Origin of the sequence: Methylobacterium mesophilicum SR1.6/6 (assembly GCF_000364445.2) — a bacterium.
GTDB classification, from domain to species: domain Bacteria; phylum Pseudomonadota; class Alphaproteobacteria; order Rhizobiales; family Beijerinckiaceae; genus Methylobacterium; species Methylobacterium mesophilicum_A.
Window position 1 is genome coordinate 642,656 of record NZ_CP043538.1, and the last position, 20,266, is coordinate 662,921.

The window sequence follows — 20,266 nt, forward strand, 5'->3', positions numbered from 1 at the left end:
CTCAGCGCCAGTCGTAGGGATTGTAGGGGTCGAGCGCCGCCTCGATCCTGCGCAGGACGTCCGGCTGGCGCTGAAGGTCGGCCTCCCGGGCGAGCGCGCGCAGGAACGCCCGCGGCCCGTGCTCGAGGTCGCGCGTCAGGCCGTTGTAGCGGTCCGCGGGTTCGACATGGGACGGGTTCACCGCCACACGGTAATCGAGCCCGCAGGTGGGTGGATCGATACCCAGACGGTAGCAGATCCGGACCCGGGCAAAGGGCGCGTCCGGGCGATAATCGACCTGGTAGCCGCCGAACCGGAACGCGCCACCGGTGGCGCGCTCGGCGAAGGCGAGGGTTCGTGCGATCGTGGTGAAGCCGGCGGTCCTGTGGTCGCGCACGAGCGCGATCGCCGCACGCTCCGTCGGCACGAAGGGCTGACCGCCGGCCGCCGGGGAGACCACAGCGGCCGCGATCGCCGCGCAGACCGCGATGCGCGTGCACCTCATGGCTTCCTCATGCACACGGCGACCGGCTGCGCGTCCTTCGCGGCCTTGGCGGTCATGTCCAGACATCCCACCGTCGAGACACCGTCCGTGACCGTCACGGACGGGACGACCGCCATGCCCCGGCAATAGGCACCGATCAAGTCCTCGTCCCGGTGACACGCCACGTCGAGCCGGACAAGCGCGTTCATGGCCGCGCCGGCCGGCCCGGGCGGCCCGGGCGGCCCGCGCTCGCCGACGGGCCCGGGTGCCCCGGTGGCGCCGTTCAGGCCCGCCGGCCCCTGTGGTCCTGCCGGACCCTGATCGCCCTTCGGGCCGGGCGGTCCGGCCGGGCCCGGCTTCGGGGCGTCGCAGCCGGCGAGCGCGAACGCCGCAGCCGCGACGATCGCGATCAGGACAGATCTCATACGGCTCTCCGGCCACGCTCGGTGGCGACGAGGTGGCGCGGGACGACGGCGGGTCAAGGCGCGCCCGCCGCCCTGCAGGATCACGATAGCGGCGCACGGAGCCAGGCCGCGTTCCAACCCGGCACGCTGATCCGGATCCGCTGCGGCCCCGCGCGTCGGATCACAGGCGGAGCCGCGCGCCGACCGACGCCCTCCGATCCTGCGGCATCAACATGGAACTCGCCGGCAGATGCCTGGCCAAGCTTCGTATTAAGGTTTTCGCAAATTCTAGGCGACACATCTGTATCAATGCTTGTTTTCAGCAGCCGTGCACGCCCATGACCGGCAGGGCAGCCATACTCAGACGGAGAATTATTACGTCAGGTTGTCTGCTGACCCGCCTTCGGAGGAACTCCGACGGCGCGGCCGCGGTGGAGTTCGCCCTCGTGGCGCTGCCCTTCCTCGCGCTGTGCGGCGCGGTCTTCCAGATCGCCTTTCAGATCTGGGCCACCCAGAACTTCGACCGCGCCCTGCAGAACGCCGTCCGAACGATCTTCACCGGGCAGTTCCAGCAGTCGAACGCCGGTCAGACCGACCCCGCGACCCTCCTGGCGAACCTGAAGACGACGATGTGCGGTCCGTCGAACGCCCTGATCCCCACGGTCTTCAACTGCCAGGGCGTCAAGATCGACGTGGCCACCGCCAGCAACTTCGCGAGCGCCACGCCGGCCACGCCGATCGATGCCGCCACCGGCACGTGGAAGACGAATTTCGGGACCAACTACGCCTGCGCCAAGCCGGGGACGATCGTGGTCGTCACGGCTGCCGTGCAATTTCCGACCTTCTTCAACCTGATGGGCTTGAACACTCAGAAATTCACCACCGGGTCGGGGGCCGGATCGAGCCTGCTGACGTCGACGGCGGTCTTCCGCACGGAGCCCTACCAAATCGTCGGAGCGAGCCCATGCTGAAGGGCTTCGCCCGCAGGGCTCGGCAGGCGGCACCGAAGCCAGCGCCGATCGCGGGCCCGCTGAAACGCCTGCGGCGCGATCGGCGCGGCAGCGCCATCGTGGAATTTTCCATCATCCTGCCGATCCTCCTGGCGATCTGGGCGGGCATGACGGAACTCGCCCATGCCATCGACGAGTGGCGCAAGCTGACCCTGCTCGCCCGCACCGTGGCCGACCTGACCGCCCAGGGCGACACGCAGAACCCGATCAGCACGACGGTCATGAACGACATCGTCGCCTCGGCGACGCTGGTGATGCGCCCGTTCGACACCTCGCAGGTGAAGATCGTCGTCAGCGCCATGGGCGTCGGTCTGCAGGGTGCCACCGTCATCCCGAAGGTCTGCTCGAGCGTCGCCAACGCCAACGCGACGCCCCGCAACACCGGCGCGGCCAACGACCTGCTGGTTCCGCTCGGCTACCAGACCGCGGGCATGCGCTACGTCCTCGCCGAGGTCAGCGTCGGCTATACGCCGATGATCGGCAGCGCCCTGGTGAAGCTCGCCAAGGGCATCAGCAGCACCATCACGTTCACCAGCAGCGTCCCCTGGCCAACCCGGGGCGGCAAGACGTACGGGACCAACACCTACATGGAGGTTGTGGTCCCGGGCAAAAGCCCCACGGCGTGCGATGGCTCGACACCCTGACCCCCCTTCCCCCCGCGGCAGGCGCGGCCTGGCCCAGGATCGGCGCGGCAACGTCGCGATCCTGTTCGCGTTCCTCAGCGTGCCGATGCTGATGCTCTCGGGTGCGGCCATCGATTACGGCTTCGCGACCCGCCTCGAGACGAAGCTGCAGGCGGCGGCCGATGCCACGGCCCTGCTCCTGTGCCAGACGCCGCTGAGCACGACGACGGCGGATCTCAACGCCATGGCGCAGACGACGATGGGCGGCGCGATGGGTGTGGCGGATCTCGTGGTCGATCCGCTGGCGATCACCAGCAACCCGCGCCAGATCACCCTGACGGCCCACAAGCTGTCGACGACCTTCTTCGGCAAGTTCACCGGGACCACGCGCATCAATCCCGGCGCGACCTCGCAATGCGCCACGCCCCTGCCGAAAACCTTCGAGATCGCGCTGGTTCTCGACAACACCGGATCGATGTCCGCCTCGAGCGGCGGCCAGTCGAAGCTGCAGGCAGTCCAGACCGCGGCGACGAACTTCGTCAACTACGTCTACACCAACAGCGCCTTCTCCAGCGCCACGCGGATCGCGATCGTGCCGTTCGCGGGCGCGGTGGCGGTCGACCCGTCGGCGTATCGCTATGCCTCCTGGATCGACGTGTACGGTCAGTCGAGCTACCACTGGCTCAACGTCGGCTCGCTGACCGGAACAGGCATCACCAGCCGGTTCGACATCTTCAACAAGCTTCAGAACGCCAATTCCGGCTGGGGGTGGGCAGGCTGTCTGGAGACGCTGCCGTATCCGTTGAATGTCCAGGATGGGGCACCGGCGGGGAGCAACAAGGACTCGCTCTACGTTCCGCTTTTTGCGCCCGACGAGCCCGGCGACGGCAGCAGCGGCTACTCCGCCTACACCTACAGCGGCACCCAATACATAAGCTTCAATAGCTACATCGACGACAATACCAACAGTCTGACCTGCTCCAAGTGGCCGCAAAATCAGAGCTTCCAGAACGCCGAGGGTCGCGCCTGCAAATATCTCAATCCCAGAACCCCGTCGCCGACCTCGTCGAATCCCTATACCGGCATTCCGAACGGTCCGAATTTCGGCTGCACGACACAACCGCTCCAGCGCCTCACCAAAGACACGGCGGTTCTGAAGAACCTCATCAACAAGATGGCGCCGCTGGGATCGACCAACATCCATGAGGGCTTCATGTGGGGCTGGCGAGCGCTCTCGCCGCTCAGCGTCTTCGCGGACGGCGCCGCCTACTCCTCCGCCTCCAACACCACGAATGCGAACGCCATCAACAAAATCATCATCCTGATGACGGACGGAACCAACAGCTGGCCGGACAATCCCTACACCAATTACAATAATTCAATGTATTTTGCCGCCGGCTATTTTAAGAATTGGGACGGCTCCACTCCCAACAGCCGGCTTCCGCCCACCAATCAGAACATCACAGACGCGCCCAGCGCCAGGAATGCCCTGGACGCACTCACCGCTCTGTCCTGCAAGAACGCGAAGGCGGTCAACATCTCGATCTACACGATCGGGTTCAGCATCGCGTCCGATCCGATCGACTCAGCGGGGCAGACGCTCCTGAAAAACTGTGCCTCGTCACAGGATCAGTACTTTCTGGCCAACGACTCGGACGGCCTGCTCGATGCCTTCCAGAAAATTCAGGCCAGCATCGGGAAATTGCGGCTGACGCAGTGACGGGTCGGCGGGACGCGGTCGGCCGTCCGGACGCCGCAGCCTCCGCGCCATCGGCCTTGCGAATACCGTCAGCCCGTTCGGCGATGCGCCACGGACGGCGCGGCGCGCGGCTCCCAGGGTCGCTGCGCGCCACGTGCACTGCGACAGATGCGTACGGTCTTCGCGCAAGGTTCCGCGGCGGGATCCAGTCGGAAATGTTCCGGCGAATCCCGCCCTGCCCTCATCCTGAGGTGCGGCGCAGCCGTCGCGAACGAGCGCTCCAGGGATCGCGGAGGCTTCTGGAGGGCATCTGCGAGGCCGGCGCTGTGCTTCGGGTTCTCAGGAAGAGGTGGAGAACCGGAGACCGCCTCGACGGTGTTCCGGGTTGTTTCGTGTTTCGCGAGTCCGCAGGAAGTCAGGCGGTACCCGCTCTTTGCGTGAGGCTGCGGCGAGGCAGGGAGATTCGCGTCTGCGTCGCAGATGACGGTTTTCTTAAGAGGCGGACGGTCCGACCGCGGCGAACCGCCGGCCAGGCTTACGATTCGCGTCCGTTCGAAGCTCAATCGTCGCGATACACGCGCTCGCGCCGCTCATGCCGCTCCTGCGCCTCCAGCGAGAGGGTGGCGATCGGCCGCGCGTCGAGGCGACGGAGTGAGATCGGCTCGCCGGTCTCCTCGCAGAACCCGTAGGAGCCGTCCTCCAGCCGGGCGAGCGCCGCATCGATCTTGCCGGTCAGCTTGCGCTGGCGGTCCCGTGCGCGCAGCTCGATCGCCCGGTCCGTCTCGGACGAGGCGCGATCGGCAAGGTCGGGATGGTTCTCGTTCTCGCTCTGGAGCGCCACGAGAGTGTCCTGCGCCTCGCGCAGGATGTCGTTCTTCCAGCTCAGCAGCTTGCGGCGGAAATATTCGCGCTGCCGGTCATTCATGAAGGGCTCGTCGTCGGACGGGACGTAGCCGTCCTCCAGCGTCACCTTCGCCATGCGTCACCCTCGCTGGATTCGAGCCGCCCACCTAGGGAGGGCCGGTGCGCGGCGCTGACGTGAGGTGCCGTATAGTCGAGGTGCCTGGGCGCCACAACGCGCAGCGAAGCGAGGCCTGTAACAGGCGGTCATTGCACGGGCCTGTGCGGCAAACCGGCCACGGTACAGACGATTTACTCTGTCAGCCGCGCCCGCAACCGCACGATTGCAGCGCCAATCTCAGTCGTAAGCGCCCGGGCGAGCGGCAGCCTGTAATGGGTCTGATCGAAGAACTGGTCAGGATCCGCCGCCTCGGGACGCCCATCGCGCCAATCCACCACGGCGCTCAAGGAATGCGTCGCGAGCACGGACCGGATCTGTGCCCGGCAGGACGCCTCGGCTTCCGCGCGGCGACTGTGGGGCGGAGGTTCGGCGCGGGCATAGACCGGCGGGAAGACCACCACCACGGGCGTCCGCCCGGGGATGCGCGCCAGTTCCGCCCGCAACCGGTCGGCGATCGGGAAAGGGCCGCCGTGGTGCGGCTCGGCCTCGGGCCCGACCGGCTTTTCCAGGGCCGCCTTCTTGGCCGGATCGACGCCGAAGCCTTGGCTCAGATAGTTGCGCTCGTAATCCCACCAGCCGTCGGCGGCCGCCGTCTTGCGGTGCGGCCGCAGGAGCCAGCCGAGGCGGTTGATCGTCTCCTGCGCGGCGGAGAACCGGATCAATCCCCGCAGGTAGGCGGGCCAGTCGCCGATCAGCCAGTACGGGAAGCCGTGCTCGCTCGGGAAGGACGGATCGTCGGCGCACCAGAAGGCGTCGGCCGACAGCACGATCGCGTCGGGCCGGGCATGGTGCTGCAGGTACCAGCCGAGCAGCGCGAACTGCTCCGTGGGACCGGTCGCCGGCACTGACAACTGGACGAAGGGGATTCCGGTGAGCCGGCTCAAGGCCGCCGGTTCGATGAGCTGGATGTGCGAGTTACCGATCAGCGCCCCCGAATAGGCCGGGTCGCGTCCGCGCACGGCCGAGGCCGTCCGTGGGCCCTGGGGCCGGACTGCGCCGCGGGACAAGAGCTCGGAGCGGCCGGTATCGTAGGGATCGACCGGAACCGCGAGGGCGAGGTAGCCGGCGAACAGCCCGATCACCGACAGGAGCAGGGTGCGGGCGAAGCCGCGCCAGTCCCGGTCCGGAATAGGTCGGGGAGCCACCATCCTTAGAACTGGAAATAGATGAACTCGTAGTTCGCATCGTCGCCGATCTTCAGCAGGACGAGGACGAACAGGAGCGCGAAGCCGAAGGCGAGGAGCCGCCGCGGCGGCAGGCGGTGCACCGCCGTCCAGGCGGTGGGTCCGACCGTGGCGACGAGGGCGGCGACCGCGATGGTACGCCACTTGAAGCCCGAGCCCTTGGGCGCGAGGCCGAACAGGCCCTTGAACATCACGAGCGCCGCCTCGAAGCTGGTGGCCCGGAACAGCACCCAGGTCAGCACGACGAACAGGCTGGTGAGCGCCCAGCCCAGCGGCGCGGGAATCGCGATCCGGGCGCGGCGCGCCAGCACGCCCGCACCGAGGCCGAGTCCGTGAAGCGCCCCCCAGGCCAGGAAGGTCAGGCCGGCCCCGTGCCAGAGACCACCCAGCGTCATGGTGGCGGCCAGCGCCCCGACCTGCCGCGGCAACCCGCGCCGGCTCCCGCCCATGGGGATGTAGAGATAGTCGCGCAGGAAGCGCGAGAGCGTCATGTGCCAGCGTCGCCAGAAGTCGCGCAGGGACGTGGCGCGGTAGGGCACGTCGAAGTTCTGCGGCAGGACGAGGCCGAACAGCAGCGCGATGCCGAGCGCCATGTCGGTGTAGCCGGAGAAGTCGAAATAGATCTGGAAGGTGAAGCCCAGCGTGGCCTGCCACGCCTCGACCACCGTCACGGCCTTGCCGGCGGCCGCCGCCTGGAAGACCGGGTTCACGTAGTCCGCGAGCGGATCGCCGAGGAAGACCTTCTTGGCCAGTCCCACCGTGAGCAGCATCAGCCCGCGGGCGAAGCGCTCGGCGGCGTCGGGCCGCGCGTAGGGCTGCTCGTCGAACTGATGCATGATCTCGCTCCAGCGCACGAGCGGGCCGGCGAGAACCTGAGGGAAGAAGGCGATGTAGAGGGCGTATTTCACGAGCCCGAAGGCCGGCGCCCGGCCGGCCCGCAGGTCGGCCAGGTACATGATGTGGTGGAAGGTGAAGAACGAGATGCCGAGCGGGAGCGCCAGCCCGAGCCGCGGCGCCTCCAGGCCGGGGATGAGGTTGGCGAGGTCGGCGAAGAAGTCGAGGTACTTGAACACCCCGAGCAGCGCGAGGTTGGCGGCTATGGCGGCCGGGATTAGCCAGCGGCCGGGCCGGCGGCGATAGGCCTGCGCGACGAACCAGTTGACTAGGATCGAGCCGGCGAGCAGCGGCACGAAGCGCACGTCCCACCAGCCGTAGAACACGAAGGACAGGACGACGAGGAGCGGCAGCCGCCACGCCGGCGCGGCGCGCGCCACCAGCCCGTGCAGGATCAGGGCGGCGGGCAGGAAGGCGAGAAGGAAGACGAAGGAGTTGAACAGCATCGGGCGAGGCGGCGCGGAGGAGCCCGGACGGGCCGCCATTGTCTCCGAGCGGGAGGGACAGCCTTGTCGGGGATCGGCGCCGGGCCGTCAATCGGCGCTGTCACTCCGAGACGGTTTGTTCTAATGTACCTACCTCGCCACCGTCGGGAGAGCTGGTCATGACAGTGACGACCCTGTCGAGCCGTGCGTTCCAACAGAACGCCAGTCACGCCCAGAAGGCGGCTGAGACAGGGCCGGTCTTCATCACGCGCCGCGGGGAGCCGGTTCAGGTCCTCTTGAGCATCGAGGCGTACCGCCAGCTCGCGAACCAGCGGTGCAACTTGGTCGAGGCCCTGTCGGCGCCCGGTCTCTCCGAGATCCCTCTCGAGGTTCCAAGGGTGGACAGCTTTCCATCGCCCACGGACCTCTCGTGAGCTTCCTGCTTGACACGAACGTCGTGTCTGAGCTGCGTAAGTCTGGCGACGGTCGAGCGGACGCCAACGTGACGCGCTGGCTGTCGGCTGAGGATGCGGGCCGCTTCTACTTATCGGCCATCACTGTGATGGAACTGGAGCTCGGTATCCGGCTGGTAGAGCGGCGCGACGCGGCGCAGGGCGCCCGTCTGCGCGCCTGGCTGGACGGGCAGGTTCTACCCGTATTCGCCGGACGGATTTTGCCGATCGACACGGCGGTCGCCCTGCGTTGCGCAGGCCTGCACGTCCCGGACCCACGGCCCGAGCGGGATGCCCTGCTCGCGGCGACCGCACTCGTCCACGCGATGACGGTGGTTACCCGCAATACCGCCGATTTTGTCCCGACCGGTGTGAGGATCGTCAATCCCTGGACATGGCCGACTTCTTCGCCGGCATGAGCGCAGCGAGGCGAGGGAGGGCAGCGCGACATCGGTGAGTGCGGCGCCAATCCTGGATTGCTTCGCTGCGCTCGCAAGGTCGGAGGTCACGCCCCGCGCCGGGCCGCCTCGATGGTCAGGCCGAGCCCCACCGAACCGAACGTGTCGCCTTCCACGACCCGCGCGGCGGGCAGCGCCGCGGTCAGCGCGGCGCGCAGGTGCGGCAGGCCGGTGGAGCCTCCGGTGAGGAACAGGGCGTCGATCCGCTCCGGCGCTAGTTCCGCCTGGGCGAGGCAGCGGTCGATCCGGGCCGCCACCGCACGGGCGAGGCCGCCGGTCTGGTCCGAGAGCGACGCGCGATCGACCTGCGCCGCCAGCCCGCGCTCCACGAAGCCGAGATCCAGCGCCGTCGCGCCGGCCTCCGAGGCCGCGATCTTGGCGCCCTCAACCGCTCCGGCCAGGGCGTGGCCGCGCTCGCCCTCGATCGCCGCGTGCAGCCGGCCGACGAGATCCGGCCGGGCGCAGTCGCGGATCACCTCGTCGATCTCGCGCAGGGTCTTCGGGTTGTAGAGGCGGTTGATCGCCGACCACGTGGCGAGGTCGTGATAGTAGGCGTTCGGGACGGCGAGGTCGCCCCGGCGCATCGGACTGCCGAGCCCCAGGAGCGGCATCACCGTGCCGAGGCTGAGCTGCCGGTCGAAGTCGGTGCCGCCGATGCGCACGCCGTCGTTGGCCAGGATGTCGCCGGCCCGGTCCGGCTGCCCTTTCCGCTCGGGCGACAGCCGCACGATCGAGAAATCCGACGTGCCGCCGCCGATATCGGCGACCAAGGCGATCTGCTCCGACCGGACCTGCCGCTCGTAGTCGAGGGCCGCGGCGATCGGCTCGTACTGGAACGAGACCGCCCGGAAGCCGACGTCGCGGGCGATGTCGCGGAGCGTGTCCTCGGCGCGGCGATCGGCCTCCGGGTCGCCGTCGATGAAGTGGACCGGGCGACCGTGGACCACGCTGTCGAGGCTGCGGCCGCAGGCCGCCTCGGCCCTGTCCTTCACGGCCGCGAGGTAGCGGGCGATGATGTCGCGCAGGCGCAGGCGCTGACGGCCGACCGGGGTGGCCTCGTCCATCAGAGGCGTACCCAGCACGGATTTCAGACCGCGCATCAGCCGGCCCGACCGCCCCTCGACATAGGCGGCTGTCGCGGCGCGCCCGATCACCGGCTCCCGGCCGAGCTCGAAGAAGATCGCGCTGGGGATCGTCCGATGCGCGCCTTCCAGGGGCAGCAGGATCGGCCCGTCCGGGCCGGCAACGCCGAGGGTCGTATTCGACGTGCCGAAATCGAGGCCGCAGGCCGCCATCGTGGGGTGGGTCCGGATGTCCATGGGAGGGGCGTCGCCCTACAGGGTGGCGGCCCCGCGGTCCAGGGCGGCCGCGGCGCGGCAGACCTGTCCAGAAGCGTGGACAGCGCCGCCGCAGGCCCCCCGGACACGCGCGGCCGTGCTATGAGGCGCCATGCGTTCCGACATCGATCTCGGCCTGACCGGCGAGCGCCCCGCGCTCCTCGACCTCACCGAACTGCTGGCCACGCGCCTCCTGGTCCAGGGCAATTCGGGCTCCGGCAAGTCGCACCTGCTGCGGCGGCTGCTGGAGCAGAGCGCCGGCCTCGTGCAGCAGGCGATCATCGACCCCGAGGGTGACTTCGCCAGCCTCGCGGACCGCTACGGCCACGTGGTGGTGGAGGCGGACGGCGACGACGTCGCCCTACAGCGCATCGCCGCCCGGGTCCGCACCCACCGGGTGTCGGTGGTGCTGTCCCTGGAGAACCTCGACGCCGACGGGCAGATGCGCGCCGCCGCCGCCTTCCTGGGCGGGCTGTTCGACGCCGACCGCGACCATTGGTACCCGATGCTGGTGGCGGTCGACGAAGCGCAGCTCTTCGCCCCGGCAGCCGCCGGCGAGGTCTCGGACGAAGCGCGCCGCCTGTCGCTCGGCGCCATGACAAACCTGATGTGCCGCGGGCGCAAGCGCGGGCTCGCCGGCATCATCGCCACGCAGCGGCTCGCCAAGCTCGCCAAGAACGTCGCGGCCGAGGCCTCGAACTTCCTGATGGGCCGGACCTTCCTCGACATCGACATGGCCCGCGCCGCCGATCTTCTCGGCCTGGAGCGCCGCCAGGCCGAGACGTTTCGCGATCTGCCGCGCGGACATTTCGTGGCGCTCGGACCGGCCCTGACACGACGCCCGCTCACCATCGCGGTCGGGCCGACCGCGACCGTCAGCCGGAGTTCCTCGCCGGTGCTGGTTCCGCTGCCCGAGACCACCGAGGACGCCCGTGCACTGATCCTCACGGCGAGCCCTGCGGAGATCGTCGCGCCACTGGCGCCGCGTCCGAAGCCGCGCCCGACACCGGCGCCCGATGTGCTGGTGCAGTTGGCGAACTACCGGCCGCCGGCCTCCGCCGAGGAGGCGGAGGAGGAGCCGATGGATCCGGAGGCCCGCGAGGCGGCGCTCGCCGAAGTGCTCGCCTCGGTGCTGGCCGACGCCGACGCGGCCGCCTGCACCCCGGCGACCCTCTATCAGGATTTCACCGTCCGCTGCCGCATCCGGCGCCTGCGTGGCGACACGATGGGCCTGCCGGAATTCAAGCGTCGGCTCGCGGTCGCGCGCGCGGAGGCCGGCGGGGCGGTCGCCGACAATTCGGGCTGGGAACGGGCGCAAGGCATCGCGGCAGGCCTGCCGGACGATCTCGCCGGGCTGTTCCTGGTCGTGGCCCGGGCGGCGATCGAAGGAGCCCCCTGCCCCACCGACGCGATGCTGGCCGACGCCTACGGCACCAGCTCGGGTGGGCGGGCGCGGCGGATGCTGGCCTATCTGGAGGAGCGCGGGGCCATCGTCAGCCGGAAGGACCTGCGCGGCGCACCGATCATCGCGGTGCCGGATCTCGGCGTCGAGACCGGACCGGGCGAGCCGCAGATGCTGCCCGTCGGGCCGAAGCGGCGGGTGGTGTAGCGGGCGACCCGTCAATCGCGCATCGGGCCGTCTGCGCGTGGAGCGGTTCCTGGATTGCTTCGCTGCCCTCGCAAGGACGGGTGCGGAAGGGCGGTCAGGCCTTGCGCGCCATCTCCAGCTTGGCCAGCTCGACCGCCGCCCGAAGCTCGATCTCGGCCATGAGCCCGTCGAGCCGCGGATCCCCCGAAGCGCCGGACCGCTCCGCCAGCCGGCCCGCGATGGTGCGGAGCTCGTGGGTCGCGACCCGGCCACCGAGCATCGCGGCCTTCAACCGATCGAGTCCGTCCAAGAGATCCTGGCCGCGCTTGGCCGAGCGGCGGCGGCGCTCCTGTGGCGTCTCGCTCTCGGCCTGCAGCAGCAGGACAGCGTCGAGGCCCGCGAGCGTCGCGGCGGCCGCGGGGGCACCGGCGCTCGAAGCGGAAGCCGGAGCTGCACCGAGGCTGAAGCTGGCGCCGCCCTCGGTCCGCCGCGTGGCCGCGACGCCACCCGCGTTCTGAATCGGCTGGCGAGTCTCGACGCGCATGATCCCGTTCGCGTTGCTCCAAGCGCCGTCGCGCAGAACCGGAAATTCCGCCCGTACGGTTAAGCGGGGGTAAACGGGGCGGCAGAAGCTGCCGGGTCGGCAGCTTCGGTGCCAGCTCCCCCGGTCGCAGCGCCGTGGGCCGATCGCAGAAAACTCAGTCCCATGAGGACCTTGTACAACGGGCCCGGCTGGCACGGCCCTGGCAGGAGCACGGCAGGTCCATTCACGCTCGAAACACCGGCATGCGCCCGAGTCCCGCGTTTCCCGTCCTCCAGTCCCTGCTCGGCGCCCTCGCCGGCGCGCTGCTGCTCGTTGCGCTGTCCGGCCCGGCCTGCGCCCTGTCGCGGGTGAAGGATCTCGCCTCCATCGAGGGCGTGCGCCAGAACCAGCTCGTGGGCTACGGCATCGTGGTCGGCCTCAACGGCACCGGCGACACGCTGAACAACATCCCGTTCACCAAGCAGTCGCTTCAGGCGATGCTGGAGCGGCTCGGGGTCAACACGCGCGGCGCCACCATGCGCACGCAGAACCTCGCCGCCGTGATGGTCACGGCCAACCTGCCCCCCTTCGCCGCCCAAGGCACCCGGATGGACGTGACGGTCTCGTCGCTGGGCGATGCCAAGTCGCTCCAGGGCGGCACGCTTCTGGTGACGCCGCTGCTCGGCGCGGACGGCGAAGTCTACGCCCTGGCGCAGGGTTCGGTGGCCATCGCGGGCTTCTCGGCGGAAGGCGACGCCGCCAAGATCACCCGCGGCGTGCCGACCAACGGCCGGATCTCCAACGGCGCCAACATCGAGCGCGAGATCGCCTTCAAGCTGAACGACGCGCGCTCGCTGCGCCTGTCCCTGCGCAACCCAGACTTCACCACCTCGAAGCGGATCGCCGCGGCGATCAACGACTTCATGGGCGCCGACACCGCCGAGCCCACCGACCCGGCCACCGTCACGATTCAGATTCCGGCCCGCTACAACGGCAATATGATCCGCCTGATCACCGAGGTGGAGCAGCTGAAGGTCGAGCCGGACCAGACCGCCCGCGTGGTGGTCGACGAGCGCTCCGGCATCATCGTGATGGGCCGGGACGTGCGGGTCTCCACGGTGGCGATCGCGCAGGGCAACCTCACCGTCACCATCACCGAGCAACCGCAGGTGAGCCAGCCGGCGCCGCTGTCGAACGGCCGCACCGTGGTGGTGCCCCGCACCGGCCTGAAGGTCGATACCGGCGACGGCAACAAGCTGGCCCTGGTCAAGGAGGGCGTGAGCCTGCGCGAGCTGGTGGACGGACTCAACGCCCTGGGCGTCGGCCCGCGCGACCTGATCTCGATCCTGCAGGCGATCAAGACGGCGGGCGCACTCCAGGCCGACATCGAGCTGATGTGAACGCGGGGACGCGGAGGGACGGACCATGCTGCAACTCGCCACCATCGCGGCCAACGTCGCCAACGCGGGCGCCGCCGGCATCGGCACCAGGGCCGACGCCGAGACCAAGGCGCGCAAGACGGCGACTGAATTCGAGTCGATGTTCCTGGAGTCGAGCCTCGAACGGTTGACCCAGTCGGAGGGCACCGAGGGCCCGCTCGGCGAGAACGGGATGGGCGGCGGTGTCTACCGCTCGATGCTGACCAAGGAATATGCGGGACAGATCGTGAAGAGCGGAGGCGTCGGCATCGCCGACTCGGTGTTCCGTGAGATCATGAAGATGCAGGGGACCCCGATCGATGGAGCGACCGGTGCAAAGGGCTGAACCGTTGCGTGTGGCGGACCGCGTGACCGCGGAGGCGCTCGTCGCGGGCGTGCTCGGCAACATGGCCGCCCTGGAGGCGGTGCTGGCCGACGAGGCCGCCCATGTCCGCGCCGGCCGGCTGCGGGAGGGCGTCGCGGCGGCCGAGCCCAAGGCGGCGCTGGCCGCTGCCTACATGCAGGGCCTGGAAGTCGCCAAGGCAAATGCGGTGGCGTTGAAGCGCTTCCATCCGGAGGGGGTGGAGACCCTTCGGGCGGCGCACCGCCGCTTCACGGCGGCGGTCGAGGCGAACCAGACGGTCCTGGACAGTGCCCGCGCGGTCTCGGAGGGGCTGATCAAGTCTTTGGCCGACGAGATTGCCCGGGCGCAGATGCCGGCGGGCTACGGCCGGCAAACCCCGGCTCCCTCCCCCTACGGCCGCGGCGTGCGCAGCGGTCCGCTGGTGCTGTCGCGGAGCCTCTAGCGGCATTCGTGATCGGGTTGCGACGGGATCGTCCGCTCCGCTCATGCCGGGAGGGCCGAGGCCCCCCTCCCCTCTGCGTCGCAGCTGTCTCGGGGCGCGCGGCGTCGTCCGGATCTGTGCCCTTCTATCGAGGCCGGCCCGAAGCGCGTTTGCCGACGAGAATGGCGGTACGGCGCAGGAGCGCGTGACGACGCGGACATGAAGCCGCCTCAGCGGCGACCGCTACCGATGCGCACGTAGGTCCGCACCTCACCGAGATCCGTGTCGGCGCGGCTGTCGATGGCGACGCGGCCGGCCACGGTCGGCGCCGCCGCGACGCCGTGGCCGGCACGCGCGTCCATCCCGGCGGCGACGCGGCCGGAGATTCGGATGCACCCGTCCATGCCTGGCATGCGGACGAAGCCCGGTCCCTTGGTCGGACATGGCACCGGCCCGGGCGTCACCGGCATCGTCCGCAGATCGAGAGCCAGGACCGGGGTCGCGAGAAACAGCACCGCGCCGGCGAGCGCCGCAGCCGGTAGCGGCATCTCAGGCGGCCCGGCGCGCGAGGTCCCGGTGCAGCAGGTCGATATAGCTCTCGACCTCGCCGATGAACGCGTCGAGACTCGGCACCTGCATGCGCAGCCGCGCCAAGTCGCGCAACAGAATGTCGAGGGCGATGGCACGGTCGTCGGGATGCGCGTAGCCGGCGCAGTAGGAGTCCACCGCCTGCTCGGCCATGACGATCGCGCCGATCCGCGGGGTGGCTCCGAGGCGGCGGACGAGTTCCACGGGTTCGGACAGCGACATGCGGACCTCTCCTCGGATGAACCACGGCGCGACGGCGCGCCCGCGGACCGCGGTTCACTGCGGGAAAGCGGCAAGACTATGTTCGCGGCGTCCGATTGAGATCCGGTTCACTACAAACGCGCGGCCATGAAGTTCGCCGCCGCGCCGGCAGTCGCCGATCCGGCGTCAGCTGATGTAGTTGACCAGCGACAGCTTCGAGAGCGTGGCGGTGACTTGGTAGCTCGCCTGGAGTCGATTCTGAACGTCGAGCAGCTTGGCCACGACCTCCTCGGTGGGCGCCTGCTCGATCCCGTCGAGGGTGTTCTGCGCGGTGTTCTGAATGGCCTTGTTGGTCGTGCTGGCATTCGTCAGGCGCGCCGAGGCCAGGGAGAGCTGGGTGACCGTGTCCTGAACGCCCGTGCTGCCGTTGGCGGAGGCGAGGAGCGGGCCGGCCGCATCGATCACCGCCTGGTATGTGGCGTTGGGGCTCGTGCTGCTGGATGTGGGCAGACCGAAGGCCATCGTGGCGAGGCCGGCGAGCACGTTCTGGACCGCGGGATCGATGGCGCGGGCACCGGTACCGATGCTGGATGTCGCGCTGACCTGGACCGATTGCGTGTCGAGCGCGGGCGTCTGCGTCCCCCCCGACGTGTAGGTGTTCTCGCCCTGGTACCAGAGCACGGTGTCCTGGGGTGTCGCAGACCGGTAGCCGATCGGCGTGCCCGGGGTGCCCGTGCTGGTATCGAACAGGACGCGCTGGGGCATCACGCCGGTCCCGTTCGGGCCGCCCTTCACCGAGCCCGTGAAGAAGTGCGACGCGGCCGTCGCGGCCGAGGTTGCCGTCAGCGGTCCGGTGGCGGCCGCCCCGACGGCGCCGGTGAGCGCCGCGCTGAGGTTGGCGGCCGTGGCGGTGGTGTCGCCGTTGGCGCCGAGCGCGAAGGTCGTGGCGGAGTTGGCCGGCGTCGTACCAGCGGCGACGGCCGTGAGCGTCATCGTCGTGGAGGTGCCGTCGTGCATCTTCAGCGTGACGGTGATGCTGTCCCCGACGGCGGGCTGCGCGGCGACGTTCAGTTGCAGGGAGCCCGCGGAGGTCGACGTGCCGGCCGTGTAGGTCGCCTGGATCGCCGATGTGGTCGAGGTCGGCTTGCCGGCGAGGGAGAAGCCGAAATTCGCGCGGACGTTGTCGTCGCTCGGCTCGGTGATCGAGACCTGCGTCGGCGGCGTGCTCGACTGGGCCACGGACAGCCAGCCGTTCTTGCCGGGTCCCTGATCCGCGCCGACCTGCTCGGCGATCATCTGCGTCAGGCCCGCCTTCTGCGAGCCGTCGCTGTTCGTGACCCCGTTCAGGATCGCGTCCGTGTCGGCCACCGGCTGGGTTGTGGTGTCGCTGCCGCCGAACAGGTAATTGCCGGCCGCCGACTGGTTGAGGGCGTCGAACGCCGACTGGAGGTTGCCGAGCGCGGTCGACCGGCCGGCGACGGAACTCGCCGCCACGCTCTGGAGGCCGTTGTTCAGCGTCGCGCTGGCGCTTGTGGCCAAGGTCACGACCTGGGTCAGGCTGGTGACGGCGAGGTTCGTCCGGGTCTGGCCGGCGGTGATGCCCGACGCGTAGCCGGTGAGCGCGCTCAGGGTCGCCTGCGCCCCGAGCGCCGTGGACCGGCCGGATCCGAGGCCGCCGTAGGTCTGCGAGACCAGGCCGCTCGAGATCTGGTTCGACAGGTCGTTGAGCTGGTTCTTCAGCGTCGAGAGCTGCGAGGCGGTCCGGTTCGTCAGGTAGGAGCCGGCCGCGAAGGGCGTGATCGTGGTCATGATCAGATCTGCAGCAGCTGGTTGAGCATATCGCGGGCCGCGCTCAGCACCCGGGCGTTGGCGCCGTAGGCGTTCTGCAGGGCGATCAGGTTCGACATCTCCTGGTCGACGCTGACGCCGGCCCCCGCGGCGAACCGGCTCTGCGCGGTGGACAGGGCGGTCTGCTGAGTGTCGTCGAGGGACGCGGCGCTGGCCGCGGCGGCCCCCTGCGCGGCGATGATGTCCTGCGCGAAGCCGATCACCGTGTTGCTGTAGGGCGCCGAGACGCCGCCGATGCCGCTCGACGACGAGAAGGTCTGCTGCGTCGAGGTCAGCGCGGCGAACAGCTTCTGCGCCCGCGCGCCGGACGTGCTCGTGTCCGTCGCGCTCGTCGTCGTCAGCGCGGACGGGTTGGCCGCGACGTTGCTGTTGACGCTGATGCGCTGGGCGAAGCCGGTGAGCTGAGATCCGGTATCGAAGGATCCCGTGAAGAGGGTGTTGCTGTTGCCGTCGACGAACAGGGCGAGGGAGGGATTCCCGGTGTTCAGGTCGGAGGCGGTGACCGCCGAGACGCTGGCGGTGGCCGCGGCGGCGACGTTGCCGCCCGCCGTGAGGGTCAGGGTCGCGCTCGAGCCGGTGGCGGTGCCGCTGACGCCGAGGGTCGGAAGGTTGTAGCTGGCGGAAGCGGGATTGGCGCCGAAGGCGGTGAAGGCCGCCTGGATCGCGCTCACGTAGCTGCCGGGTCCGCCACTCGCGTTGAAAGTCAGCGTCAGGCCGTTGGCGTCGCTGGTCTGCCCGGCGGGGACGATCGTGCCGCTCGACGTCGCCGACGCCACCAGGGTCACGTTGCGCACCGTCCCGGAATTGTCGGTGACCGGGAAGGTGAGCGTGTTGCCGGGCTGCATGCTCCCGACGCTGATCGTGGTGGCGCCGCCGCTGAGGGAGCCGGTCGTCCTCGTGTTGGTCAAGGCCGTGGCGAGGCCCGCCGCCAGGTCGTCGAGCTGGCGCTGGGCCTGCGGCAGGGTCTGGTCGCGCAACTCGAACGCGGCCGCGAGGCTCCCGGAGCGCAGCACGCCCGGCTCGCCGAGGTCGACCTTGCCACCCCCGCCAGCGTTGCGGTGACGGTGCCGACCGTGCGCTGGGTCGGATCGGTGGAGTAGGTCGAGCTGGCGTTGAGGGTACCGCGGCCGTCGAAGGAGAGCGTCGCCGCGTTGGTGCGGTCGACCAGCGTCGCACCCGACTGGGTCATGACCGAGACCGTCCCGTCGCTCTGCGTGACCGTCTTCACGTCCATGTAGCTCGACAGGCTGTTGATCGCCTGATCGCGCTGGTCCTGGAAGTCGGCCAGGGAGCTGTCGTCGGAGGTGTTCTGGATCTTGCCGTTGAGGCTCGCGATGCTGGAGAGCAGCGCGCTCGCCGCGCTCGTGTCGGCGCCGAGCTGCGACTCGATGCCGGTGCGCAGGTTCTGCACCGTGCTGGCGGCGCTGTTGATCTGGCTCGCCAGCGCTGAGGCATTGCCCAGGACCGTCGTGCGCGCCGCTGCCGAAGTCGGGTTGGCGGCGAGTTCCTGGAGGGATTCGGTGAAGGTGTTCAGCGTGCCGTCGAGCGACGTCGACGTTCCGGGGGTGCCGTAGAGGGCGTCGAGCTGGCCGATGATCCCCGCCTTCGTGCTGGTATAGGCGGCCCCCGATGTCTCCAGTCGGAGTTGTCTCAGGGCCGCCGCGTCGAAGCTGCGGGTGATCGTACCGGTGGCGACGCCAGAATTGTTGGGTCCGACGGCGACAGGTGTGATCGTCCGCTTGACGTAGCCCGCCGTGCCGGCATTGGCGACGTTCTGCGAGACGATGTTGATGGCCGCCTGCGTGGCGGCAAGCCCCGCGGTCGCGGTGGAAAGCGCGTTCAGCGACATCTCACGACCTCCGCGTCCGGGTACGCAGCCTCACTCAGCGGATCACGTTCAGGAGGTCCGACATCATCGTCTGGGCCGTCGACATGACGCGCGTGTTCGCAGAGTAGGCCTGCTGCGTTACGATCATCTTAGAGAACTCGGTGGCAATGTCGGTATTCGACTGCTCGTTGCTCGCACCCGTGATCGTGCTTCCGTCTAGGCCGGCCAGTGGGGGACCCGAGTCGGCCGTCTGCAGGTAGTTGCCTTTCGAATCCGCCTTCAGTCCGTCCGGGTTGGCGAACTGCGCGATCCCCACCGTGGCCAGCGCCTTCACGGCTCCGTTCGAGAACGTGCCGTTGATCTTGCCGTCCGTACCCACCGCGACGCTCGTCAGCGTGCCCGACGTGGCGCCGTCCTGGCTCAGCGCGCTGGTGGTCACCGCACCGCTCGAATCGGCGTACTGGGTCAGGCCGCCGGAGATGTCCAACTTCAGGTTCGTGAAGGTGTAGCCGGAGAACGTATCGCCGCTGAGATCCACGGTGGTGGAGGGCGGCGTGCCGGTCGCCGCCGGGGCCGTGAGCTTGCCGGTCGCATCGAACGTGAACTGCGTCGGCACGTCCGTCCAGGTCGGGTTGCCCGTCGTGCCGCTGTCGTAGGACAGCTTCCAGGTTGCACCGGTCGCGCTGGTCGAAACCTGCGTCCAGCGCGTGTTAATCGCCACTGGCGCTCCGCTCGCCGTGTAAGCCGTGATCGAAGGCCCGGCGATGCTGTTCGGCGGCGTTGTCGATGCGCTCGTGGTCGGCGTCGCCGGAAGGTTGGCAGAGTACGTGATCGTGGTGGTCGGCTGGGCGGGGAGCGTCGGGTTGCCGATGACGATCGGCCCCGAACTGGTGACCTGGCCGGTGAGCGGGTCGAGGTTGTTGCCGGTCAGGTAACCGCCCGCTCCGTTCATCAGGTAGCCCTCCGCCGTCGGGGCGAAGTCGCCCCGGCGCGTGTAGGCGTTGGTGCCGCTGAAAGTCGCCGCCCCATTCGCGTCACCGGTCTTCTGCACCACCGTGAAGAAACCCGTCCCGCTGATCGACATGTTGGTCGGCACGCTCGACGCGACGACGTTGCCGGCGATCGTATTGGTCAGTTGCGACTGGGCCAGCACCGAGCCGGCGACCTCGCGCTTGGGCGTGGTCTCGGACATCATGTCGACGAAACTGGTGTCGACCCGCTTGTAGCCGGTCGTCTGCGAGTTCGCGATGTTCCCGGAGATGTTGCTGATGGCGTAGGACTGCGCCTGAAGTCCGGAGACCGAGGTCTGGAGAGCGGTGAAGAGATCCATGGTACGCAATCCCCATGCGTGCCGAGAGGGCCCGCAGGCTCCAGCGGTGGCAACCGCCGTGCCACCGCTAAACATCTGAGGAATCAGCTTTCACCGGTCCGCGACCCGGCAGCCTTGACCGGTCCCGCGTGCCGACCCGGCAGATCCTGCCGGGCGGAGCGGCTCGATCCGGAGCCGCCCCGCCCCG

20 protein-coding genes and 1 pseudogene are annotated in these 20,266 nt (G+C 69.3%); 9 read left to right on the top strand and 12 right to left on the bottom strand.

What is annotated here, in order from left to right; translation table 11 throughout:
• Position 1 precedes the first annotated feature (1 nt).
• Complete coding sequence (locus tag MMSR116_RS02955) at positions 2-484, bottom strand: hypothetical protein (protein WP_010683824.1); 483 nt, start codon at positions 482-484, stop codon at positions 2-4.
• Positions 481-888, bottom strand: coding sequence for a hypothetical protein (locus tag MMSR116_RS02960; protein ID WP_010683823.1), 408 nt, complete (start codon positions 886-888; stop codon positions 481-483). Before MMSR116_RS02960 ends, MMSR116_RS02955 begins: the two co-directional genes overlap by 4 nt.
• 410 nt (positions 889-1,298) lie before the next feature.
• Here MMSR116_RS02960 and MMSR116_RS02965 point away from each other — a divergent pair, with 410 nt between their 5' ends.
• The 3 genes from MMSR116_RS02965 to MMSR116_RS02975 are packed head-to-tail and all read left to right on the top strand — an operon-like array spanning position 1,299 to position 4,220.
• On the top strand, positions 1,299-1,838 hold the full coding sequence (locus tag MMSR116_RS02965; protein ID WP_039893123.1) for a TadE/TadG family type IV pilus assembly protein: 540 nt from the start codon (positions 1,299-1,301) through the stop codon (positions 1,836-1,838).
• On the top strand, positions 1,832-2,521 hold the full coding sequence (locus MMSR116_RS02970; RefSeq protein ID WP_010683821.1) for a TadE/TadG family type IV pilus assembly protein: 690 nt from the start codon (positions 1,832-1,834) through the stop codon (positions 2,519-2,521). Before MMSR116_RS02965 ends, MMSR116_RS02970 begins: the two co-directional genes overlap by 7 nt.
• Complete coding sequence (locus tag MMSR116_RS02975) at positions 2,505-4,220, top strand: vWA domain-containing protein (protein WP_083920217.1); 1,716 nt, start codon at positions 2,505-2,507, stop codon at positions 4,218-4,220. Before MMSR116_RS02970 ends, MMSR116_RS02975 begins: the two co-directional genes overlap by 17 nt.
• Positions 4,221-4,758: 538 nt before the next feature.
• On the opposite strand, the gene dksA is transcribed toward MMSR116_RS02975, so the two are convergent.
• The 3 genes from dksA to MMSR116_RS02990 form a co-directional block, all read right to left on the bottom strand.
• Complete coding sequence (dksA, locus tag MMSR116_RS02980) at positions 4,759-5,178, bottom strand: RNA polymerase-binding protein DksA (RefSeq protein WP_010683819.1); 420 nt, start codon at positions 5,176-5,178, stop codon at positions 4,759-4,761.
• A 173-nt stretch (positions 5,179-5,351) separates the two neighbouring features.
• Positions 5,352-6,368 (bottom strand): hypothetical protein, encoded by a 1,017-nt coding sequence (locus tag MMSR116_RS02985; protein ID WP_010683818.1) that lies wholly within the window; start codon positions 6,366-6,368, stop codon positions 5,352-5,354.
• 2 nt (positions 6,369-6,370) lie between these two features.
• Complete coding sequence (locus MMSR116_RS02990) at positions 6,371-7,744, bottom strand: MBOAT family O-acyltransferase (RefSeq protein WP_010683817.1); 1,374 nt, start codon at positions 7,742-7,744, stop codon at positions 6,371-6,373.
• 158 nt (positions 7,745-7,902) lie between these two features.
• On the opposite strand from MMSR116_RS02990, the gene MMSR116_RS02995 reads away from it, so the two are divergent.
• Both MMSR116_RS02995 and MMSR116_RS03000 read left to right on the top strand, forming a co-directional pair.
• Entirely contained in the window at positions 7,903-8,157 is a 255-nt protein-coding gene (locus MMSR116_RS02995) for a type II toxin-antitoxin system Phd/YefM family antitoxin (RefSeq protein WP_039893121.1), read from the top strand.
• Entirely contained in the window at positions 8,154-8,594 is a 441-nt protein-coding gene (locus MMSR116_RS03000) for a type II toxin-antitoxin system VapC family toxin (protein WP_010683816.1), read from the top strand. Before MMSR116_RS02995 ends, MMSR116_RS03000 begins: the two co-directional genes overlap by 4 nt.
• Before the next feature lie 86 nt (positions 8,595-8,680).
• Here MMSR116_RS03000 and MMSR116_RS03005 read toward each other — a convergent pair whose 3' ends face one another.
• Positions 8,681-9,928: an Hsp70 family protein gene (locus tag MMSR116_RS03005; protein WP_039893177.1), complete on the bottom strand. Its 1,248-nt coding sequence runs from the start codon at positions 9,926-9,928 to the stop codon at positions 8,681-8,683.
• Positions 9,929-10,082: 154 nt separating this feature from the next.
• On the opposite strand from MMSR116_RS03005, the gene MMSR116_RS03010 reads away from it, so the two are divergent.
• A complete protein-coding gene (locus tag MMSR116_RS03010; protein ID WP_010683814.1) occupies positions 10,083-11,579 on the top strand; it encodes an ATP-binding protein in 1,497 nt (498 codons plus the stop codon).
• A gap of 94 nt (positions 11,580-11,673) precedes the next feature.
• Here MMSR116_RS03010 and MMSR116_RS03015 read toward each other — a convergent pair whose 3' ends face one another.
• The gene (locus MMSR116_RS03015; protein ID WP_010683813.1) at positions 11,674-12,102 is read right to left on the bottom strand and encodes a flagellar assembly protein FliX; all 429 of its coding nucleotides are present in this window, start codon (positions 12,100-12,102) and stop codon (positions 11,674-11,676) included.
• A gap of 242 nt (positions 12,103-12,344) precedes the next feature.
• Between MMSR116_RS03015 and MMSR116_RS03020 the strand changes: the two genes are divergently transcribed.
• From MMSR116_RS03020 to MMSR116_RS03030, 3 genes are read left to right on the top strand one after another with little or no spacing between them, the layout of a single operon-like run.
• Complete coding sequence (locus MMSR116_RS03020; protein ID WP_010683812.1) at positions 12,345-13,481, top strand: flagellar basal body P-ring protein FlgI; 1,137 nt, start codon at positions 12,345-12,347, stop codon at positions 13,479-13,481.
• 25 nt (positions 13,482-13,506) lie between these two features.
• Complete coding sequence (locus MMSR116_RS03025) at positions 13,507-13,845, top strand: rod-binding protein (RefSeq protein ID WP_010683811.1); 339 nt, start codon at positions 13,507-13,509, stop codon at positions 13,843-13,845.
• Complete coding sequence (locus tag MMSR116_RS03030; protein ID WP_010683810.1) at positions 13,820-14,305, top strand: hypothetical protein; 486 nt, start codon at positions 13,820-13,822, stop codon at positions 14,303-14,305. Before MMSR116_RS03025 ends, MMSR116_RS03030 begins: the two co-directional genes overlap by 26 nt.
• A gap of 209 nt (positions 14,306-14,514) precedes the next feature.
• On the opposite strand, the gene MMSR116_RS03035 is transcribed toward MMSR116_RS03030, so the two are convergent.
• From MMSR116_RS03035 to MMSR116_RS03055, 5 genes and pseudogenes are all read right to left on the bottom strand, one after another.
• Entirely contained in the window at positions 14,515-14,832 is a 318-nt protein-coding gene (locus MMSR116_RS03035) for a porin (RefSeq protein ID WP_010683809.1), read from the bottom strand.
• A 1-nt stretch (position 14,833) separates the two neighbouring features.
• Positions 14,834-15,094: a hypothetical protein gene (locus tag MMSR116_RS03040; RefSeq protein WP_010683808.1), complete on the bottom strand. Its 261-nt coding sequence runs from the start codon at positions 15,092-15,094 to the stop codon at positions 14,834-14,836.
• Between the two features lie 165 nt (positions 15,095-15,259).
• On the bottom strand, positions 15,260-16,882 hold the full coding sequence (locus tag MMSR116_RS03045) for a flagellin (protein ID WP_010683807.1): 1,623 nt from the start codon (positions 16,880-16,882) through the stop codon (positions 15,260-15,262).
• 2 nt (positions 16,883-16,884) lie between these two features.
• A pseudogene (flgK, locus tag MMSR116_RS03050) lies at positions 16,885-18,770 on the bottom strand (flagellar hook-associated protein FlgK).
• Between the two features lie 34 nt (positions 18,771-18,804).
• Positions 18,805-20,079 (bottom strand): flagellar hook protein FlgE, encoded by a 1,275-nt coding sequence (locus MMSR116_RS03055; RefSeq protein WP_010683806.1) that lies wholly within the window; start codon positions 20,077-20,079, stop codon positions 18,805-18,807.
• Positions 20,080-20,266: the final 187 nt, after the last annotated feature.